The sequence below is a fragment of the Streptomyces sp. NRRL S-350 genome, from assembly GCF_000719705.1.
Lineage (GTDB): Bacteria > Actinomycetota > Actinomycetes > Streptomycetales > Streptomycetaceae > Kitasatospora.
Window position 1 is genome coordinate 151,022 of the sequence record NZ_JOHO01000012.1, and the last position, 18,935, is coordinate 169,956.

Below are 18,935 nucleotides of genomic sequence, written 5' to 3' on the forward strand. Positions count from 1 at the left end.
ATCTGCCGCAACGCTTCACCCATACGGGTGGACACGGCCATACCCCCGTTCCACCACCTGTTCGAATCAGTCGGTGGCCAGGACGGCCAGGTACGGCCAGACGCGGTCCGCCTCCTCCTGGCCGATCACGTGCCCTTCGGCGACGACCCAGGCGTGGGCTCCGCGCGGCGCGAACCGCACCCCCAGCACCCAGCAGACCCGGCGGCCGGTGAGGGCCGAGCCGAGGTGGACGGCCAGGGACTCCTCCAGGCACGCGACCCGGCCCGGCCACCAGCGCCCCGCGCTGCGCACAGCGGCCAGGACGGATTCGGCGTCGCCGAGGCGGGCTGGGCGGCCGGGCAGGCGGGCCGCGGCACGGGCGAGGGTGTGGACGTGACGCATCGGCAGCAGCCGCAGGAGCAGCACGGCGGCGGCCAGGCCGACCGCCGCGGCGGCTCGGGCCCGGACAGTGGGGCGGGCGGCGGGGGCGAAGCGGACCGGCGGGAGCGGACCGGGCGGGGTGCGGTGGACGGGGCGCCCGGCGAGCAGCCGGTCCAGGTCGCCGACGGCCCGCTCCAGGTCGGCCCGGACCCGGTCGGGTTCGGCGCCGGTGGCCGCCCAGCGGGCGGTCAGCTCCTCGATGGCGGCGGCCCTGCCGTCCGGGTCGGCCAGCAGGTCGAGGAGGTCGGCGGCGACCGGGTCGAGCATGATCCATCGGCCGGTGGCGAGGTCGAGCACCCCGGCGCCGGCCGGGCCCCGGGCGGCGTGGACGCGGCCCGCGGTCACCGGGCGCCCTCCCGGGCCAGCGTCGGCTCCCACCAGGCGCCGAAGGTGCTCTGCTGGTTCGTCAGCCACACCTCGGCGGCGACCAGGGCGTGCAGGCTGACCAGGTCGGCCGGGGAACCGTGGGCTGTCCGGTCGAGGGAGGCCAGGACGGCGGCCAGGTCGAGCAGGCCCGCCTCGGCCAGCGCCGATCCGGCGAGCAGGGCGCGCAGCGCGGGGGCGTTGTGGCGCAGCCCGTCGTAGATGCCGTTGAACGCCGTCTTGGTGCGGCGGGCCAGCAGCGGGGCGTGGACCAGGCCGGTGAGGGCGGCTCGGGCCAAGGGCTTGAAGTCACCCGGCTGGCGCCGCTCCCAGGCGGGGACGGCCTGGCAGATGTCGACAATCCGGGTGTCGAGGAACGGGGCGTGCAGCGGCAGGCCGTACAGAGTGCGGGTCAGGGTGTCGAAGTGGGTGAACTCGGCGCCGGTGGCCTCCAGGGCCAGGCGCTCGCGCAGTGCTCCGGGGCCCAGGTCCGGGTCTGCGGTCTGCGCGCGGTCACCGACCAGGTGGGCCACGGCGGTGCGCCCGGCGGGGGTGAGCCAGCGGGCGGCGGGCAGTGGTCCGCACCAGCGGGCGGCGTCGGCCGGGTCGGGCAGCCCGCTCGGGGCCCGCCCGGCCGGAAGAGTGTCGGCGAGGCGGGCCAGGCCCTTCGGGTAGGAGGTGCGGGCGGCTGCTGCGGTGGCGCGCAGGAGGGGGTGGGCGGGAGCTCGGCGGTCCCGGGCGAGCTGGTGGGCGTCACGCAGCCCTGCTGCGCGGGCACCCGAGCGGTAGCGGTCGGCAGGGGAGGGCAGCGCGTCCAGCACGTTGTCGCCTCCCCAGCCGGTCAGGTGCCCGGTGCTGCCGGCGGCGAGCGCGGGGGCGAGCTGCGCCCGCATGATGCCGAGCATGGCGACGCTGAGGGCGGGGGCATCGGTGCCGGGCACGGCCGGCGGGTCGGCGAGGTGGTCGAAGTGCCGGGATCCGGCGGTCCGGCCATCCACCAGGTGCCGGGTGACGGCCGGGTAGGCGGCGGCGACCTCGGCCGCGTACCGGGTGTCGTCCTGACCGGCCATCGCCGCGTCCACGTAGGTGATCGCGATCAGGTCCGTGTGGGCGGCGGCCAGGCAGGCGATCGAGCTGGAGTCCACGCCGCCGGACAGGTCGCCCGACAGCTGCCCGTCGGCCAGGGCGCGGCGGCCGACCGCGAGCGGCAGTTCGTGGCGCAGCTGCTCGGCGGCGTCGGCGAACGAGCGGGCGGCGGGGAGGGGCAGCCGCTCGATCACCAGTGGCGCGCCGGGGGCGAGGGTCAGCGCGGCACCCGGCGGGACGCGGTGAACGCCGTCGAACCAACCGTCACCGCCGGGTTCCGTGCCCCAGGTGGTGACCTCGGCCAGCAGCCGGGCCAGATCCGGGGCGGCGCCGGTGAGGGCGGCCAGCGCGCCGGCGGACGTCGACCAGGTCACCGCCTGCCTGGTGGCGGTGAAGTGCACCGGGATGGCGGCGGCGCGGTCACCGATGATCCGTACGGTGCCGCCGGCCCGGACGATGGCCAGGTAGGAGCCGGGCAGCCGGGCGGCCTCGTGCCACCGGCCGACGGCGGCGGCGTCGGCCGCGCCCCGGGCCTCCTCGGCGGTGGGCGGGCACACGCCGATCAGGATCACCTGCGCGGTGCCGTCCCGGGAGGCCGAGCACCGGACTTCACCGGGGTCGTGGCCGACGGCCCAGACGCGCAGGGTGCCGTCGGCATGGATCTCGTTCCCGCCGCGCGGGCGCGGCCCGGACTCGGGCGGGGTTGTACGGGCGACCGTGCCTGCGACATACCTCATGTCGGGGGCTCCCTTGGTGGAGTGGCGTTCCGGAAAGAGCCGCGCACCCCGGCGGGTGCCGGGGTGCGCGCTCACCTTCGGGTGGCGCCTACCGGCGCCGCGGGGGCGGTCAGCCCTGCCAGTACATGGTGGAGTCGGGGTTGTTGAAGCCGCCCGACCCGAGGGTGACCTCGGTGACGTCGCCCAGGTCGTCCACGGCCGGCGCCACGTACGCGGTCCCGGTCTCGGTGCCCTCGATCTCGATGTCCATCTCTGCCTCCGCAGGGGATTTCGGTGTCCGGCTCGGGGCCGGCTGACAACGAGCGTGCCGCCAAGTCAGGTGTTCGAGAACACGCAGGGCCGATCTGTGTGGCTTCTGTGTGGAGTTCTCAAGCCACACAAGGGAGTTGACGCCGCATAGGCGGGGCTGCGGCGGGCCGCCCGGAGTCGGTACGGTGGGCGCCAGGCAGCCGCTCACGGCCCCGGGGGGCGTCATGGACAGCAGCAGAACCCGGCAGCAGGTGGTAGGCCGGCGCGTCCGGCGCCTCCGCAAGAAGCTCGGCCTCACCCAGGACCACGTCGCCCAGGCCGCCCGGATCTCCACCTCGCTGTTGGAGAAGATCGAGGCCGGTCAGCGCGCGCTCTCTCCCCCCGTGGCGTCAGCGCTGGCCAGGGTGCTCGGCACCACCCAAGACGAACTGCTCGCCCCAGCAAGCCCGGAAGAGACCTCCGTCTCCGATACGCTGACCAGCACCCCCGCCGGCGAGTTGGAGGACGATGTGCGACGCCGCCCGTTCCTGGGTCTGGCCGCGGCGGTGCTCGCCCCGGCCGCCCTCCAGCAGGACGCCCACGCCGCCGGACCGCTGTCCGGACTCGAAGACCTGCTCCTGTACGGCACCGGCCGCCTGCCTGCGCCCCGTCAGGAACCTAACGCCCAATCGGTGGCGGCGGCACTGGCCGCCTCGCGCCAGGAGTTCCGCGACGCCCGCTACGACCAGCTCGCGGCGGCGCTGCCCGCCCGGATCGCCGCCGCGCAGATGGTCGGCACTCCGGAGCAGCAGGCCGTCAGCACGGCCGCGCTCTACAACGTGGCGGTGCGGCTGTGCATCAAGGTCGGCGACAACAACCTGGTGGCGGTCACCGCCGACCGGGCGTTGACGTCCGCGCGCACCGGCGGCGACCCGCTGGTGCTCGCCGAGGCCCATCGGATGGTCTCCAGCTCGTGGCGCCGGCAGGGCTCCCTGGCCCGGGCGACCGACATCGTGGTGGTGGCGGCCGAGGAACTGCTGGCCGACGCCACGGTGCCCGAGGCCGAGCGGCTGGCGCTGCGCGGCGACCTGTACGCGACCGCCGCGTACACCGCCGCCAAGGGCGGTGACCGGGGATACGCGCACGCGCTGATCACCGAGGGCGCCGACAGTGCCGCCACGGCCGGGCGCTCCTCCGGCCTGGTCGACGGGGTGAAGGGGGTGACGCTGCATGAGGTTTCGGTGCACTATGAACTCGGCGACGCCGGCCGGGCGATCGAGGTCGCCCGCACCGTCGACCCCTCCGCGTTGCCGACCGCCGAGCGTCGGGCCCGGTTCTTCACCGACGTGGCCCGCGCCTTCGACCAGTGGGGCAAGCCGGAGCAGTGCTACCGGGCGCTGCTCGCGGCCGAGCAGGCCGCCCCCCAGGAGGTGCGCCGCGGTGCGGTCCGCGACCTCGCGGCCGGGCTGCTCCGGCATGACCGGCGCCTGCCCGGGGTGCGGGACTTCGCCACCCGCGCCGGACTGTCCGCAGCATGACCTGGGTCTGACTGGCCTCGGCCACCGCCTGTACGGAGGAACCGCGCGAGTGTGAGGTACGGCGACAGATGTGTCAGATACCGCGACATACCAACGGAGTTGTGTCGCAGTGGGGGTGACGTTTGTCGGTCGCGGGGAAGCGTACGCCGATGGGGCCGGATCAGGCCGTGAAGGTCTTGCCCGTGACCGCGCTGACCAGGACCGTACCCGGTTCCGGCAGTACGGGGAACTCTCCGCCCCGCTGCTCGATCAGGCGGTTGATGACCTTGTGCTGCTCGGCGGAGGGCCCGCGGAAGGCGGCGGTGGGGTTGACCTGCCACAGGTTGTCGTCCGGCCGCTCGGGTGAGAGGAGCAGGGAACGGTCGGCCAGCTCCTGCACCGCTGCCGTGATCTCGTCGGTCTCCGCGCCGAGGCGGCTTGCCAGGTCCTCCGGATCCAACTTTGCCAGGCCCTGGCAGCTGTGGCAGTCGCCTTCCGGGCCAGCAGTAGCGCCTGGCTCCGCGAGCGCCGTTAGAAATACCGCGTGGGCGAGTCGGCTGATGCCGTACTGGGGGAGAACCTGCAGCACCTTGGTCGAGACCATGGTGTACGCCGAGGCGGCGTCTGTCATCGGGAAGATGTAGCCCTTCGGGTACGGGGCGATCCGCGCGCCAGGGGTGTTCTCCCCGTCGAGCCGGATGTGCCGCTCCTCGCCTTCGCCATCCCGGTCGTCGTTCACAGCAGCCTTCCTTCCCTCCTGACCCGCAGCACCGTCTGACGGCGGCACCGAACGGTGCAACGACCGTCCCCCTATCCAGTCACTGCCACCAGGGGATTCGGCTCTGGAGGTGGCACCTCGTACTCGACCGGCGGTCAGGAGTGCTCGGCCACCAGGTCCGTGACGCAGGGCCCGGCAGATGCGGCCGAGTTCTTCGATCACGGGATGCCGATTAGGGGTTCTTCCTGTTGGGGGAGGAGAATCGCACCCCGTCCGAAGAGTCGGCGCACGCTGTCCCGTCGCGTCCCCGACGCCTTTCCAGCAGGAGGCTTGCGGTGCACGTTTCCCCCGAACCGATTACGACGCGGGAGGAGGCGGCGCAGGAGCGGGAGAAACTGCTCGACTTCTTCGCCCGCGGGCTGTGCTGCACCATTGCCCACGGCGCATCAGCTGACCGCGCTGAGCCGGGTGAGGATGCACTCGCGCAGGCCAAGGTGCTCGCTGATGACTACTTGGCCGCCTATGAGGAATGGTTGGTGCGACTCGCCGCACGCAACGCGGAAGAGGGCCCACAGTGAAGCGCTCTGTCCGCTGTCGGGGATCTTGAGGAATCAGTAAGGGTGCTGGCCGCCTTGGGGTTCCGGCCGATCGCGGGACGCAGGCTCAGCTGTGGTTCGAGTCATAGACGTCCTCGCAGGCGCGCCGGTCTTTCACCCCGTCGAAGTCGACGCACATCCGGCCTGAGAACTCCATCCAGCCCCAGTCCGCGCTCAGCGTGTCCCCGTGCCGGGTGGCCTTCTGCGGGTAGTGGACCTCCTTGCCGTCAAGGTAGAGGTGCGCCGTGGCGTCGGTGGCGCCCTTCGGCGGGTTGGTCCAGATCGCCGTGACCTTGTCGACGTGGGTCCCGGTGCCCTCGATCCTGATGCAGACCTGCGGGCCGCCCCGGTGTGTGCAGGCACTCGCCGACCGGGTCGCGGCATCTGCGGCCGGCGCGCTGAAAGCGGAGACGGCCAGAACGGCAGCAACTACCGCAACGGCGGAGCGACGCACGAGGAACCTCCTTGCTGATGGATCATCCGGTGACCCGCTAACCGAGGCGTCCCCCTCAAGGTCGTGGGTGAGCGATCCGGTTCACCCGAGTGCCGCCTCAGGAGCAGGCACCGATTCGGACAGCGCCCTGGAACGCGGCGCTGTTCACCCGATCGGGTGACGACACCCTCTTGGACCATCGTGGCCACTACCGTTGACCGGCAGCCGGACTGTCGGCTGCGCCGACCAGGGACAGGAGCGACGGATGGCCCGCGCCGCGGTGGAGATGAACGTTCGCGAGGCCAGGGCGGCCATCGGCGAGGCGGTCAGTGCCAGGATCGTGGAGCTGTTCGAGGCCGACCTCGCCAGAATGCGCGAGAACGGCATGGACGAGATCTACGCCCGGACTTGGCGGGGATCGGATCTTCCCGGCCACAACCCGTCCCGGGTCCCGCCCGTCCCGCGCGCCCTGGTGACCACCGACCTGGCCTACTCCGTCCCGGGCGTCATCTTCACCTGGAAGAGCGAGTACCAGGACGCCCCGTACTTCCGGATCAACACCCCGCAGGGTTGGGTTTCCCGCATCGCCCACCGGGGCCTGGCCGTCATCGCCGGGTCGCCGGTCACCGCCGTGCTGGAGTGGGACGCCGACCATCACCCCACGCGGATTCAGACCGTCGCGCTCTACGGGCATTTCGACAACAGCATCCACGGCTGGCGGGCCTGGTCCTCCGACGTCGTCCGCGGCGTCGACTGGACCGACCCGGCCGGGCCCCGGCTGTTCGCTCCGGAGACAACAGCAGTGTGACCCCCAGCGAATCTCTTCCGGCCGGAGGCGCCGATGAGCGACCAGCACCTGCACACATTCCCGCTCCGCCTCACCACGAGCGCCCAGGACACCGATCCGGCGGACCAGCAAATCGCCGAGCTCCTCGGCGCTGCCTACGAGGGCTGCACCAGCTGCCAGGACGGGCAGCTCACGCTGATCACCACCAGCGCCTCCGCCACCGCCCGCCTGGTGCTCCTGGCGCTGGAGCTCACCGTCCAGCGGCTGGGCCTGGTTCCATCCGAGCTGACGGTCGACGCCGTACCCGGCCGGGCTGCCCTGCCTTTCCGGCGGCTGGCCCGCACCTCACCGGATCCCGCGCAGATGCTGCGCACGTGTGAAGGGCTCCTGCCCGGTCCCCGCCGTGCTGCTGCGAACACCGCGATCGACATCGCAGTCGGCTTCGCGGCTGCCTCGCCCGGACGGTGACCCGGAGCAGTCCTTGCCGCCAAGCCGGGCGGACTGCGGACGCACCGCGGGCCCAGGGAGGGTGTGACCGGCCGGTCAGGCCGGTGGCACGGCCTCGCCCGGAAGGCGAACGCCAGCGTGCCGCGCTGCGCTACGCTCTTACCGGCGTTGGTGACCGCCCGACTCCCACCCCATGGCTCCCACGTGGCCACGGCCCGTGGACAAGGTTCTCCGAATCTCACCACCGAACTCCGATGACCTGATCACGAGCATGCTCAGGCGCGGGACGTGGGGCTGCGCCGGAATCGACTGACCATGACTCGCGACCGCGCCCGGAAGATGGCCACCAGGGCCGCCGCCAACGGCAGCTACGCCCGCGCCGCCCGGATCGCCAAGGACACCCCGAACATCCTCACCGAGGACGCTCACCGGAGGATGCTCGGCGCGTTCGGCGCCGCGGGGTGGCCTACCGCATCGGACGGCTTCCCGGAAGGCGGCCAGTGGGACGGGTACCCGGGTCCGCTCTGGTCGATCCTCACCCGGCCCGATCAGGAAATCTGGGACGCCGACCCCGACGATGGCGACCAGGTGGACCTCACCATCGTCCCCGAGTTCACGTTCATCGCACCGCGGATCAGCCTCAACTCCGGCGAGGCGATGGTTCACCGGGTACCGGCCACCACGAGCCCCACCGACCTGGTGACCGAGGTGTCCGCCGCCCTCGCCCAGGCCCGTGAACGGGAGATCGCCAAGCTCACCGACCACGCCGCCTGCACAATCTGCGGCGACCACTACCCCGCACGCCACCTGCTCGCCCCGACCGCCAAGGACGAGCTCACCGTCTGCCCGGCCTGCGTCTTCGACGGTGACCTGCTCGCCCGGGCCCACCCCACACGGCTTGCCTTCGAAATCGACCGCCTCATCGACGAGGACCTCGCCATCCCCGCCGGCTGGTCCGCCGTCGCGGCGCTGCTCGCATCCGCCGGAGGAGAGGCGTTCGCTGCCCACCTCAACGAGGCGGGCGCGATGTACGTCCCGGCCGAGCACTGGTCGGACCCGTCGTTGCTGTGGATCTGGCTCCCGCCCAACTCCCGCCCGGCCGCTCTCGCCAGTCTCGGTCCGGGGGCCAGCCTGAAGGCGGTCGTTGAGGCCGTCGAACGAGCTCACCCCGACCTGCGCGAGCGCTTCCGGGCGACCCTGGCCGAGGATCTCGAAGAAGACCCGGATGCCGATCACGAGGACTACTTGGTCGAGACACTCTGGCCGGCCGTCATCGCCTACGTGGTGACCCTCGGTACCCAGAGCCAGGAGCGCCCTGGGCACCGCCCGCCCTGGCACGTCCTTTCCGACTCGTTCGAACCAGGCACACTGGCCGACCACTTCGCGGAGCTCGGCAGCGGTCTCGACGGCCGCAGTCTCCACGTCACCTTCACCCTGGAGGTCGGCGTGCGCACCGTCGCCGAGGCCCTGGGCTGGACCACGGGTTTCTGAGTCCGGTCGTCGGACGGGCCGGGTCCCGGGTAGTAGGTTCCCGGAGACTCGGCCGACCGAACGTCCGCGGCCAGGAACACCTCCTCCCCGCGGCAGTGCCCTAGAGCAGGTCCATCCAGCAGCCGCACTGGGCCGTGTCAGTGTCGGTCGTGGGCTGCCCGCATCGGTCGCAGGGGATGACGTCGTTCTCGCCAAACCCGGTGGTGCAGACGAGGCAGAGCCAGGCCGCGTCGATCCGAGGCAGGGTCAGCTCGGGGCAGAGGCGATCCACCTCCGCGAAGATCCTGGTGACGGCCGCGTCGCCGCCGCTGCTGAAGGCCGCATTCATAGCCTCGCCGAGCGCCTCGCGCTCCTCCTCCGGCAGCACGCGGTGCAGCTTCGGCATGTTCAGCAAGTCGAGCAGAGCCCCGGCCTCGCACTCGGGGCACTCCGAGAGCGCGGCGTAATCGCCCTTGCGGTGATCGCGGGAAATCGCCGAGGAGTACTCGGAGCTCAGGCCCGGTACGGCCCTGCCTACTGCGATTGCACGCAGGGCCTGCTGGTAGGTCTCGGTGGTGACGAGCATCCGGATGCGGGCGATCCGCTGCAGCTTGCTGTCCGCCATGACGGTCTCTCTTCGGGCACGCCGCCGACCTCGCCGCGCCGGAGAATTGGAAACCGACGTCGATGGAGTTGTGCTGCTGCCGGCGAAGCTGAGCTTCTTCTGCCCGGCGTCCCGGCTGCAGGTCGGTGCCAGGCGCCCGTACGGGCAAGGAACCCGGAGGCCCGCGCTCATGCTAGCGAACTGCAGCCAGCTTCGAGTCGTGCTCGGGGTGCGGGGCCGACGGGCCAGGCCCAGGGTTGGAAGCCCGGTCACCGACTTCCCGGACGGAGCCCAAGATGAGCACGATCGCCTCCTATTTCAAGGCCATGGAAGAGCGCAACGCGGCACTCGCCCAAGCCTCCGGCGCGTACCTGCGCGGCTTGGAGGCCAGCCACGGGTTCTCGAGCCTTTTCACCGGCGCGGCACTCACGGCCTACACCAACCCCGTCATGGAGCAGTACAACGCCAGCCAGGCTCTGCTCGCTTCGCTGCGCTCGCCCACCGCGGGCGCAGCCACAGACTGGGCCAGAGGCCACACGGCCTTCACCCAGCGCCTCGACGTCGCCAAGCAGAGGATCGACCCGAGGCCAGCACCTGACAGCGACGATCAGGAGCAGCCGCTCGTCAGCGTCAACGCCCGGCTGGCCGGACTCGGCGACGAAGACCTCGGACGTCTCCTCGCCTCCGTCACTACCCAGGTCTTCTGCACCCTGTCGGGTGTTCTGCCCGAGCGCAGCGACGAACCCTCCGACCAGACGCTGCGCATCCTCGGGCTCGCCCTGGAGGCCGGCCTCGCTGCCCAGGCCCTGTGGGAGCAGATCACCTCCGACTGAGCAGCGCGACGGCACAGCGTCCAACTCGCTCGGCGACTGGGGCCCTCGCGAAGCGACCGCAGCTCGTCGCGTACCCGGTGTGCTCAGACGGGCAGGGGGTCATCCACCTCGGTCAAGAGGTCGGGCCGGTCGTTGCGGACGTTGTTGACGTCGGTGCTGACGGCCGTGACGGTGAGCTCGGTACCGGAAGGGGTGTGCAGGAGCGCCCGCAGGCTGTCGGGGTCGGTGTGGTCGGGGTCGAGCCAGGCATCGCGGTTGGCCGCGGTGATGGTCAGCGGCATGCGGTCGTGGATGCGGCCGGCGGCGTCCGTGGCCTCGGTGGTGATGATGGTGCAGGTGGTCAGCCAGGCCAGCGGGTCGTCGTCAGGTCGGGTCTTGTCCTTCCAGAACTCGTACAGCCCGGCCATCCCCAGCAGCGCCCCGTCTGCGGGGGCCAGGTAGTACGGCTGCTTGTAGGGCTTGCCGTCCGGACCGGCCGGGGCCTGGCGCCACTCGTAGTAGCCGTCGGCGGGGACGATGCACCGCCGCGCGGCGAAGGCGCGCTTGAAGCTGGGCTTCTCGTGGACGGTCTCGACCCGTGCGTTGATCATCCTCGCGCCGCCGGACGGGTCCTTGGCCCAGGACGGCACGAGTCCCCAGCGCAGCGCCCGGACCTGCCGGGCGATCTCGCCACTCTCCTTGTCCAGGCGCTCGAGCACGGCGAGGACGTCGCGGGTCGGCGCCACGTTCCAGCTCGGCGCGAACCCGTCGTCGGGCACTGCCAGCGTTGCGTCGAACAGCCGGGCCAGGTCCACCGGGCCGGTCGTGGAGACGTACCTACCGCACATAACCCCAGCCTCGCACGCCGTTGGGGGCCGTCTCTGCCCGGCTACCGCGTGTCGGCATCTGCCTCATGCCGAGGCTGGGGTTGTACCACTTCGCTCGGCTTGCCGCTTCTAGGTCGCCCTCCCGGGGGCACCCCAGGGCCGGTTTCAAGATTCTTTCGAACACCCGGCCCAACCGCTGCTTGCCGCGCCCCCAACGGCCGGAGAGGTAGTCGCGCACCGTCCCGAAGCCCCGACCTGCGGTAATGCAGCTTGCACGGATATTCGAACATATGAGCTACTGGGGGTGCCGGAAGGGGAGTCCGGGTGACAACGAGAAGGGGCTGACGACCGGAGGTGATCGAGGTGTTCGCGCACCTCCACTCCGCGTCGGGCTACTCAGTCCGCTACGGCGCCTCCCTCCCGGCTGCGCTGGCCGAGCGGGCCGCCGAGCGCGGTCTCACGGAGCTGGCGTTGACGGACCGGGACACCGTCTCCGGCGTGGTCCGCCACGCGAAGGCGTGCGCCGCCGTGGGGTTGCGGCCGTTGTTCGGTGCGGACCTCGCGGTCGGCTTGGCCGAGCCGCCCGCCGCGGCTGGGCGGCGCCGGTCCCCAGCGCGCGGCGGGGCCTTCGTGGACGAGTCCGCGCCCCGGATCACGGTGCTGGCCCGCGACAAGGCCGGCTGGGCGAACATCTGCGCCTTGGTCAGCGCGGCCTGGGCGGCCCGGGCCGCGCGCGGCGGCCAGCCGGTGGTGCCGCTGGATGTGCTGGCCGGCCACACCGAGGGCCTGACCGTGCTGCTCGGCCCCGGCTCGGAGCCGATGCGGGCGCTGGCGGCCGGCCGCCCGGACCGCGCCACCCAGCTGCTCGCCCCCTGGCGGGAGATGTTCGGTCCGGCGCTGCGCCTGGAAGCCGTTCACCTCGGCCGCCCGGGCACCGGTCCGGGCTCGCTGCGGCTGGCCGCCCGCACGGTGGGCCTTGCGGCAGACCTCGACCTGGAGGCGGTGCTCACCAATGCGGTGCGCTACGCCGACCCCGGCCAGGGTCTGGTGGCGGACGTCCTGGACGCCGCGAGGCTGCTACGCCCGGTGCCGCGCGGCGGCGCTGACGGCGGCGAGCGGTGGCTGAAGCCGCCGGCGGTGATGGCCGAGCTGGCCGGGCAGGTCGCCGAGGCGGCCGGGCAGGGTGCGGGCGGCGCGCAGCGGCTGCTGGCGGTGACCGCCCGCACCGCAGCCGAGTGCCGCCTGGACCCTCACTCCGACCTGGGAATCGGCAAGGTGCACTTCCCGGAGGAGGACCGGCTCGGCCTGGTGCCGGGGTCCTCGCCGCGGGTGCTGCGCGAGCGGTGCGAGGCGCAGATGGTGCGGCTCGGGCTGGACCGGCGCCTGGACGGGCCGGAGCGGCTGCGGGCGGAGCTGGACGTGGTGACGGCGCTCGGCTGGTCCGCGTACCTGCTGACGGTCGCCCAGGTCGTCGAGGACATCAAGGCGCTGGGGATCCGGGTGGCCGCGCGCGGTTCGGCGGCCGGCTCGCTGCTGGTGCACCTGCTGGGCATCTCGGTGGCCAACCCGCTGGACCACCAGCCGCTGCTCATCATGGAGCGGTTCCTGTCCTACCGGCGCAAGAGCCTGCCGGACATCGACGTGGACGTGGAGTCCGAGCGCCGCATCGACTGCTACCGGGCCGTGCTGCAGCGGTTCGGGCCGGAGCGGGTGGCCACCGTCAGCATGCCGGAGACTTACCGGGTGCGGTGGGCGATCCGGGATGCCGGCCTGGCGATGGGCATCGACCCGGCCGAGGTCGACCGCCTGGCCAAGGCGTTCCCGCATATCCGGGCGCGCGAGGTGCGCACCGCGATGGCCGAGCTGCCGGAGCTGCGCCAGGTGGCGGCCCAGGCCGAGCGTTACGGGCGGCTGTGGGACTTGGTGGAGGGCCTGGACGGGCTGCCGCGCGGGATCGCGATGCACCCGTGCGGGGTGCTGCTCTCGGACAGTTCCCTGCTGGCCCGCACGCCGGTGATGCCGACGGCGGGGGAGAGCCTGCCGATGAGCTGCTTCGACAAGGAGGACGTCGAGGACCTCGGGTTGTTGAAGTTGGACATCCTGGGCGTGCGGATGCAGTCGGCGATGGCGCACGCCGTCGCCGAGATCGAGCGCACCACCGGCCGCCGCGTCGACCTGGACGACCGCGAGCAGGTCCCGCTGACCGACGAGGCCGCGATGGAGCTGCTGCGCGAGGGCGAGTCGCTGTTCGTCTTCCAGCTCGAGTCACCCGGGCAGCGGGATTTGCTCGGGCGCTCGCAGCCCCGGGAATTCCAGGATCTGGTGGTGCAGATCGCCCTATTCCGGCCGGGGCCGCTGGCCGCCGACATGGTCAAGCCGTACCTGGCGGCGAAGAACGGCACCCGCCCGCCGGCCTACCCGCACCCGGACCTGGCCGAGGTGCTCTCCCCGTCCCGGGGCGTGCTGGTGTTCAACGAGCAGGTCGCGCAGATGATCGCGATCCTGACGCGCACGGATGTCGCGATGGGGGAGGAGGCCCGGCGCGCGCTCGGCAAGCCGGAGCGGCTGCCCGCGCTGGAGTCCTGGTTCCGCTCCCGCGCGGCGGCGGCCGGATACGACCAGCAGACCATCGACCGGTGCTTCAACTCCCTTGCTGGGATGGCGAATTACGGGTTCGCCGCCGCGCATGCGGTCGCGTTCGCGGTGCCGGTGGCCCAGTCGGCCTGGCTGAAGGCGCACTACCCGGCCCAGTTCTTCGCCGGAGTCCTCGCCGCGGACCCCGGGATGTACCCGCTGCGGGTGGTCCTCACCGACGCCCGCCGCCGGGGCGTGCCGATCCTACCGGTGGACGTCGAGCACTCCGGGGCCAGCTACCGCGCCGAGACACTGCCCGACGGCAGGGTCGGCGTGCGGATCGCGCTCACCTCCGTCAAGGGCATCACCGACGGCGAGGTGGAGCGCATCACCGCGGCCCGGCCGTACCGGTCGGTGGAAGACTTCTGGGAGCGGGCCCGCCCCTCCCTGCCCACCGCCCAGGGCCTGGCCCGGATCGGCGCGCTGAGCTCGGTCCCGGGCGGCGCCCGGCCGCGCCGCGACCTGCTGCTGCTCCTGGACGAGCTCCACGCCCGCCACCGCGCCCGCCCCGTGCCCGACCAGCTGGCGCTGCCCGCCGAACTGGCCGACGGCGCCCCGGCAGCCACCGGCCTGCCAGCGATGACGCCAGCCGACGAGCTCCAGGAGGAGCTGGCCGTGATCGGGATGGACGCCTCCCGCCACCTGATGTCCGACCACCACCCGCTGCTGGCCGAGCTCGGCATCACCCCGGCCACCGGCCTGCGCGAGTGCGAGAACGGAGCCACCGTGCTGGTGGCGGGCGCGAAGACGGCAATCCAGACCCCGCCGCGCGCGCAGAAGGACGGCCGGCGCACCATCTTCCTCACCCTCGACGACGGATCCGGCGGCCAGCTAGTCGACCTCGCCTTCTTCCACGGCCCCGACGCCGAGCGCGCCGCCCACACCCTCTTCCACAGTTGGCTGCTGGTGGTCCGCGGGCAGCTCCAGCGCAGGGGCAAGGCCCTGTCGGTCGTCGGCCACGCCGCCTGGGACCTCACTGACCTCGCCCGCGCCCGCGCCGAAGGCGGCACTGCGGCCGTCCGAGCCCTGCTCGCCGCACCCACCGCCGACCCGGCCGACCACGACACCCCCGACCAGCAGCCCGGCCGTTCCGGTGGCGCCGGCCGCTACTGGCACGCCTCCCCAGGCGCGGCGGGGTGAACACGATGACCCCCAGCAGCAGCAGCGGCACCAGCGCGGTGACGGTCCTTCACCTGCGCTGCCACCGCCCCGCCTTCGACACCTACCGGCAGGTCTTCGCCGTCCTCGCCGACATCACCCCCGTCGTCCAGGCCCTCCCACCCGACAGCGCACTGCTCCAACTCGCGGGCGCGGTGAAGTACTTCGGTAGGGCCCCGGTGGAGCTGGCCGACCTGCTGCAGACCCGCCTCGCCGCCCGCTTCGGCTTGATCACCACCGGCGGCCTCGGCAACAACCGCATGATGGCCACCCTCGCCGCCGACACCGCCCGCCCGGGCACCGTCCAGGCCCTGCCCGACGACCCCACCGCCGCCCGGGCCTTCCTCCACGCCCAGGACGTCCGGCTCCTCCCCGGCATTGGCCTCGCGCTGGAGCGCAAACTGCGCCGGTATGGGATCGACACCATCGGCGAACTCGCCGCCGTCCCCGTGGCCACCGTCCAGCGCATCGCCGGAGCCAGCACCGGCCGCCTCCTCGCTGAACGCGCCCACGGCACCGACCGCCGCACCATTACCCCGGCCGGACCCCCGGCCACCATCACCTCCACCCGCCGCTTCGACCACGACGTCCTCGACCCCGCTGAAGTCCGCCGCGCCCTCCTCGACCTCGCCCTCGACCTCGGCGCCCGGCTGCGCGCCGCCGGGCAGAGCGCCCGCACCGTCGAACTGCAGGTGACCTACGCGGACCGCTCCTCAACCACCAAGTCCAGGACACTGCCAGAGGCGACCGGCCACAGCCCCGTACTGCGTGACGTCCTGTACGCCCTATTCGGCGCGCTGGGGCTGGAGCGGGCTCGGATCCGCGCGGTCACCGCCCGGGCTGGCGGCCTGACCAGCACCAGTGTCGGCGTCCAGGGGGTGCAGCTGACCTTCGACGCGGCCACCGAGGCGGTGCGCACGCTGGAGCCCGTCTTGGACAAGGCCGCCGCCCGTTACGGGATCGGCGCGGTTGCGCCCGCCGTACTGTCCGTGCCGCGAGCTGGACGGAATGCCATCACCGCAGGTCGGAGCGCGCAAAGTGCATGGACGAGGCCAGGAGAGCGGGCATAGAGTGCCACCCCAAGATCCACCCCGAAGGAGTACGCCGTGACGGATGAGACACCTCCCTCCGTGCGGTCCGGCCGGCCGCGCGGCATCCGCACCGGCGAAGACGGCTTGACCGACCGTCAGCGGGCGGTGATCGAGTGCATCCGCGACTCTGTTGAGAGGCGCGGGTACCCGCCGTCGATGCGGGAGATCGGCCAGGCCGTCGGCCTTACCTCGACTTCTTCGGTCGCCCACCAGTTGACAGCTCTGGAGCGTAAGAGCCTGGTCTACAAGGACCCGCACCGGCCGCGGGCCTACTGCCTCTCGAACTACCGCCTCGGCATCACTGGAGTCCCCGAGCCAGCAGCCATCCGTCCCTCCACCTCGTACGTGCCGGTGGTGGGTCGGATCGCCGCTGGCGGGCCGATTCTGGCCGAGCAGACGGTCGAGGACGTCTTCCCCCTGCCCCGTCAGCTGGTGGGGGAGGGCGAGCTGTTCGCGCTCGCCGTGCGCGGCCACAGCATGGTCGAAGCGGCGATCTGCGATGGAGACTGGGTCACTGTCCGCCGCCAGCCGGTGGCCGAGAACGGCGACATCGTGGCCGCAATGATCGACGGCGAGGCCACGGTGAAGCGCCTGAAGCGCGAGGACGGCAAGGTCTGGCTGATGCCGCACAACCCGGACTATCAGCCCATCCCAGGCGACAATGCGACCATCCTGGGCAAGGTCGTCGCGGTTCTCCGCCGCCTCTAGTTCTAGAGGAGAGATTGAGTGACCTCGTAGGGGATGGAGGCCATCTGGGCGCGTTGTCCAGACCTCACATCGCATGTCGCTCCCGCCTGGCCCGGGCCTCCTTCTCAGGGCTTTGGTTACTCTTGGTGACTGTCGCGCCTTGGGAGGCCGCTCTCCGAGGCTTCAGACCCTTAAGAGATCTCCAAACGCCCGCGTCCCTCATTCCGCGGCCTTTCCGCAATGCCACCGGCAGAATTTATAAATAGCTGCTGGCAGTCTCTTCGGGGCAAGTTTTCTGTCGAGAAGCGATTCCGGCGCGCGTCGAGGGCGGCGTCGATCGAGCCATGCGGTCCGAGGCGGCACGGTCGACGGCTTCGGCGGCGCGGTTGGGTCTCGGCAGCGCCACGATGCAGTCCGCTCGGGCCTGCAGTACGTCCGGCCCCAGCCGGCCGCTGCCCACCCGGTCAGCCTTCGGCCAGTCAAGGCTGATGCTGATCCGTGCGCATCACTGTTACTGCCAGCCACAGTGATGCGCAGCGGGAGGCGACCCTCTGCAGCTGAGGTGCACCGCGGAGGGGCCCAGCCTTGCCGTGAGCATGGACAGACACGGCCTACCGGGAGGTTGGCCGCGGCCGGGCGAACCCCGGCGAAGTGCCCCTCATAGTCCTGACATATCAAACGGGATATGTTCGTGCATGCATCCTGCTGGCCTCCAGATGGGGCTTCCTGCGGCCGGGCCGCGGCCATGCAGCACGACATATCAATCCGCACATGGTCCATGCATGCATCAGCGGTGACCTGCGGAAATGCTGCGGTGCCAGACTCCACCGGAGCCTGGCACCGCAGTGAACTGACGAACTGACTGCTCAGCCTCGGACTACTCGGAGAGCCGGACGCTGACCACGTACTGGCCGTTCTGCCGGCCGGGATGCGACCTCCAGGCGGGGAGGTCGCATTTCAGGGGTAGGGATGTCGAGACGCCAGGTGACGAGCTCGGGGTCCTGGAGGACTGCCGCAGCATGCCGGGCACTGGGGTATCGGGCGAACAGGGGATGGATGCGGATCTGGCCTCGACGGCGGATCTCGGGCGGGTCGATGATGCCGCGCTGCGCCAAGCCGGCGAGCGCGCGGCTGATGTTCGGCTGCTGGACGCCCAGCCGCTTAGCCAGTTCCTTCTGGGTGACTTCCACCAGGCCACCGTATTCCTGCCTGGAGAAAAGAATGTCCAGAATATCCCGCTCGGTGCCATTCAGTTTGGCGTTCGGCAGGTACTCAAACGTCAGGGAGTTGACCCAGAACTCTTCCTGGGGGATCTGAGGGAGTTGCTCAGCGGGTGAGCTCATCAGGCCGCCTTCTTCCCGGGAATTTTGATGACCTTCGTCGCCATTACGGTTTTGCCGATCTTCGCAATGACTCTTGCGGAGTGGTCGGAGCCCCAACCGAATGCCCATGTCGGATTCACTTGGTACGTTCCTCGCGCAACCTTCCACACGAAGTTCTTGCGGTCCAGCTTAACAATGGCCCGCGAGACCGTGGTCTGGTTGCACCGCAGGGTCGCGGCGAGCTGCGCCTGGGTGCCCTTCCAGACACCGTCCTTATCGACGTCTGCAGTCATGTTGTCGAGGACCGCGCGCTCCTTGTTCGAGAACTCGAACAGATGGATGTTCCGCAGCAGCTCCTTGTCGATGCCTGCCCAGCTGCCGCCATGGGTGGTGGCTGGCGCGTGCTTCTTGGGCTTGGTGTCAGCGATCAGCGTGAAGCCGATCCCTGGGTTGGCGTCATGCAGCCTCTGCAGGCTGTCACCAAGGATCTCTTCCAGCCCGTTAGTAACCTTCTGAGCTGGGGTCTTGCGGCGCCGGCCAGGCGTGGACTCCGTCACCGGCCGTCCTCTCTGTGGTCCTCCAGAACGGCTGAGAACATATCAGACGGCATATGAAAAGGCCTGCAAGTTGGCTTCGCCGCGCCGTGTCGCCCACCTTGGCGCGGCGAAGCCCACCCTGTCCGAGGCCGTCAGGCTGCCTCACCATTCAGTCCGCGTCCGACCTTCGATCTATGCGGGTATGCGATGCATGCAGCTCCGCCCCGCGGTGACCCAGTCCATGCATCCCTGAGTGCATATAACTTTCGCGTTTTCGCAGGTCACAGGCGTGCGCCCATCTTCTAAAGAAGAGCAACCACCCAGCTACCGGGCCTCGCGCGCGCGAGGCCCGCCACCCAGCCAGCGCCCCCCTGGGTGGGGTGGCGGTGGTGGTGGGGGTGGTCGGTTGTCGGCGGCTGTGGCCGGTGGTGGTTGTTTGGGTGTGTGTGGGTGAACTTCGGT

At 71.4% G+C, this 18,935-nt stretch carries 18 protein-coding genes; 9 read left to right on the forward strand and 9 right to left on the reverse strand.

All coding sequences use genetic code 11. The features are described 5' to 3' along the window. Positions 1–66: 66 nt before the first annotated feature. The 3 genes from IF30_RS45210 to IF30_RS47815 form a co-directional block, all read right to left on the reverse strand. Positions 67–765: a lasso peptide biosynthesis B2 protein gene (locus IF30_RS45210; protein WP_234322704.1), complete on the reverse strand. Its 699-nt coding sequence runs from the start codon at positions 763–765 to the stop codon at positions 67–69. After that, on the reverse strand, positions 762–2,606 hold the full coding sequence (locus IF30_RS0114950; protein WP_030237511.1) for an asparagine synthase-related protein: 1,845 nt from the start codon (positions 2,604–2,606) through the stop codon (positions 762–764). Before IF30_RS0114950 ends, IF30_RS45210 begins: the two co-directional genes overlap by 4 nt. 109 nt (positions 2,607–2,715) lie before the next feature. After that, entirely contained in the window at positions 2,716–2,856 is a 141-nt protein-coding gene (locus IF30_RS47815) for a lasso RiPP family leader peptide-containing protein (protein WP_158835074.1), read from the reverse strand. Between the two features lie 223 nt (positions 2,857–3,079). Between IF30_RS47815 and IF30_RS41520 the strand changes: the two genes are divergently transcribed. After that, positions 3,080–4,372 carry a helix-turn-helix domain-containing protein gene (locus IF30_RS41520; protein ID WP_158835076.1) on the forward strand — a complete coding sequence of 431 codons (1,293 nt, stop codon included), beginning with the start codon at positions 3,080–3,082 and terminating at the stop codon, positions 4,370–4,372. 160 nt (positions 4,373–4,532) lie between these two features. On the opposite strand, the gene IF30_RS0114965 is transcribed toward IF30_RS41520, so the two are convergent. After that, on the reverse strand, positions 4,533–5,090 hold the full coding sequence (locus tag IF30_RS0114965; RefSeq protein WP_030237518.1) for a hypothetical protein: 558 nt from the start codon (positions 5,088–5,090) through the stop codon (positions 4,533–4,535). 314 nt (positions 5,091–5,404) lie between these two features. Here IF30_RS0114965 and IF30_RS0114970 point away from each other — a divergent pair, with 314 nt between their 5' ends. Beyond that, positions 5,405–5,647, forward strand: coding sequence for a hypothetical protein (locus IF30_RS0114970; RefSeq protein WP_030237520.1), 243 nt, complete (start codon positions 5,405–5,407; stop codon positions 5,645–5,647). A gap of 85 nt (positions 5,648–5,732) precedes the next feature. On the opposite strand, the gene IF30_RS0114975 is transcribed toward IF30_RS0114970, so the two are convergent. Next, on the reverse strand, positions 5,733–6,119 hold the full coding sequence (locus IF30_RS0114975; RefSeq protein ID WP_030237523.1) for a hypothetical protein: 387 nt from the start codon (positions 6,117–6,119) through the stop codon (positions 5,733–5,735). A gap of 244 nt (positions 6,120–6,363) precedes the next feature. On the opposite strand from IF30_RS0114975, the gene IF30_RS0114980 reads away from it, so the two are divergent. From IF30_RS0114980 to IF30_RS0114990, 3 genes are all read left to right on the forward strand, one after another. Continuing rightward, positions 6,364–6,906 (forward strand): hypothetical protein, encoded by a 543-nt coding sequence (locus IF30_RS0114980; RefSeq protein WP_030237525.1) that lies wholly within the window; start codon positions 6,364–6,366, stop codon positions 6,904–6,906. 33 nt (positions 6,907–6,939) lie between these two features. Next, positions 6,940–7,353 carry a hypothetical protein gene (locus IF30_RS0114985; RefSeq protein ID WP_030237528.1) on the forward strand — a complete coding sequence of 138 codons (414 nt, stop codon included), beginning with the start codon at positions 6,940–6,942 and terminating at the stop codon, positions 7,351–7,353. 294 nt (positions 7,354–7,647) lie between these two features. Next, a complete protein-coding gene (locus IF30_RS0114990) occupies positions 7,648–8,823 on the forward strand; it encodes a hypothetical protein (protein ID WP_030237530.1) in 1,176 nt (391 codons plus the stop codon). Positions 8,824–8,923: 100 nt separating this feature from the next. On the opposite strand, the gene IF30_RS0114995 is transcribed toward IF30_RS0114990, so the two are convergent. After that, positions 8,924–9,427: a hypothetical protein gene (locus IF30_RS0114995; RefSeq protein WP_030237533.1), complete on the reverse strand. Its 504-nt coding sequence runs from the start codon at positions 9,425–9,427 to the stop codon at positions 8,924–8,926. A 275-nt stretch (positions 9,428–9,702) separates the two neighbouring features. Here IF30_RS0114995 and IF30_RS41525 point away from each other — a divergent pair, with 275 nt between their 5' ends. After that, a complete protein-coding gene (locus tag IF30_RS41525) occupies positions 9,703–10,239 on the forward strand; it encodes a hypothetical protein (protein WP_037900002.1) in 537 nt (178 codons plus the stop codon). Positions 10,240–10,322: 83 nt separating this feature from the next. On the opposite strand, the gene IF30_RS0115005 is transcribed toward IF30_RS41525, so the two are convergent. Continuing rightward, positions 10,323–11,066 carry an SOS response-associated peptidase gene (locus IF30_RS0115005; protein ID WP_030237535.1) on the reverse strand — a complete coding sequence of 248 codons (744 nt, stop codon included), beginning with the start codon at positions 11,064–11,066 and terminating at the stop codon, positions 10,323–10,325. Between the two features lie 336 nt (positions 11,067–11,402). Here IF30_RS0115005 and dnaE point away from each other — a divergent pair, with 336 nt between their 5' ends. Genes dnaE through lexA form a run of 3 tightly spaced genes read left to right on the forward strand, consistent with a single transcriptional unit; the run spans position 11,403 to position 16,636 of the window. After that, positions 11,403–14,819, forward strand: coding sequence for a DNA polymerase III subunit alpha (gene dnaE, locus IF30_RS0115010; protein WP_063752640.1), 3,417 nt, complete (start codon positions 11,403–11,405; stop codon positions 14,817–14,819). 5 nt (positions 14,820–14,824) lie between these two features. Next, positions 14,825–15,907: a DNA polymerase Y family protein gene (locus tag IF30_RS50215; protein ID WP_051710321.1), complete on the forward strand. Its 1,083-nt coding sequence runs from the start codon at positions 14,825–14,827 to the stop codon at positions 15,905–15,907. A gap of 36 nt (positions 15,908–15,943) precedes the next feature. After that, on the forward strand, positions 15,944–16,636 hold the full coding sequence (gene lexA / locus IF30_RS0115020; RefSeq protein WP_030237543.1) for a transcriptional repressor LexA: 693 nt from the start codon (positions 15,944–15,946) through the stop codon (positions 16,634–16,636). A gap of 845 nt (positions 16,637–17,481) precedes the next feature. Here lexA and IF30_RS45215 read toward each other — a convergent pair. Both IF30_RS45215 and IF30_RS47820 read right to left on the reverse strand, forming a co-directional pair. Then, positions 17,482–17,958, reverse strand: coding sequence for a helix-turn-helix transcriptional regulator (locus IF30_RS45215; protein WP_158835078.1), 477 nt, complete (start codon positions 17,956–17,958; stop codon positions 17,482–17,484). Then, complete coding sequence (locus IF30_RS47820) at positions 17,958–18,494, reverse strand: hypothetical protein (protein WP_030237549.1); 537 nt, start codon at positions 18,492–18,494, stop codon at positions 17,958–17,960. The genes IF30_RS45215 and IF30_RS47820 overlap by 1 nt, the downstream gene beginning before the upstream one ends. Positions 18,495–18,935: the final 441 nt, after the last annotated feature.

Excerpts from the sequence above, each read along its gene's own strand:
- IF30_RS0114980 (WP_030237525.1), top strand. The coding sequence starts at position 6,364 with ATGGCCCGCGCCGCGGTGGAGATGAACGTTCGCGAGGCCAGGGCGGCC.
- IF30_RS0114985 (WP_030237528.1), top strand. The coding sequence starts at position 6,940 with ATGAGCGACCAGCACCTGCACACATTCCCGCTCCGCCTCACCACGAGC.
- IF30_RS45215 (WP_158835078.1), bottom strand. The coding sequence starts at position 17,958 with ATGAGCTCACCCGCTGAGCAACTCCCTCAGATCCCCCAGGAAGAGTTC.
- IF30_RS0114950 (WP_030237511.1), bottom strand. The coding sequence starts at position 2,606 with ATGAGGTATGTCGCAGGCACGGTCGCCCGTACAACCCCGCCCGAGTCC.
- IF30_RS41525 (WP_037900002.1), top strand. The coding sequence starts at position 9,703 with ATGAGCACGATCGCCTCCTATTTCAAGGCCATGGAAGAGCGCAACGCG.
- IF30_RS41520 (WP_158835076.1), top strand. The coding sequence starts at position 3,080 with ATGGACAGCAGCAGAACCCGGCAGCAGGTGGTAGGCCGGCGCGTCCGG.
- IF30_RS47815 (WP_158835074.1), bottom strand. The coding sequence starts at position 2,856 with ATGGACATCGAGATCGAGGGCACCGAGACCGGGACCGCGTACGTGGCG.
- IF30_RS0114995 (WP_030237533.1), bottom strand. The coding sequence starts at position 9,427 with ATGGCGGACAGCAAGCTGCAGCGGATCGCCCGCATCCGGATGCTCGTC.
- IF30_RS50215 (WP_051710321.1), top strand. The coding sequence starts at position 14,825 with ATGACCCCCAGCAGCAGCAGCGGCACCAGCGCGGTGACGGTCCTTCAC.
- IF30_RS0114990 (WP_030237530.1), top strand. The coding sequence starts at position 7,648 with ATGACTCGCGACCGCGCCCGGAAGATGGCCACCAGGGCCGCCGCCAAC.
- IF30_RS0115005 (WP_030237535.1), bottom strand. The coding sequence starts at position 11,066 with ATGTGCGGTAGGTACGTCTCCACGACCGGCCCGGTGGACCTGGCCCGG.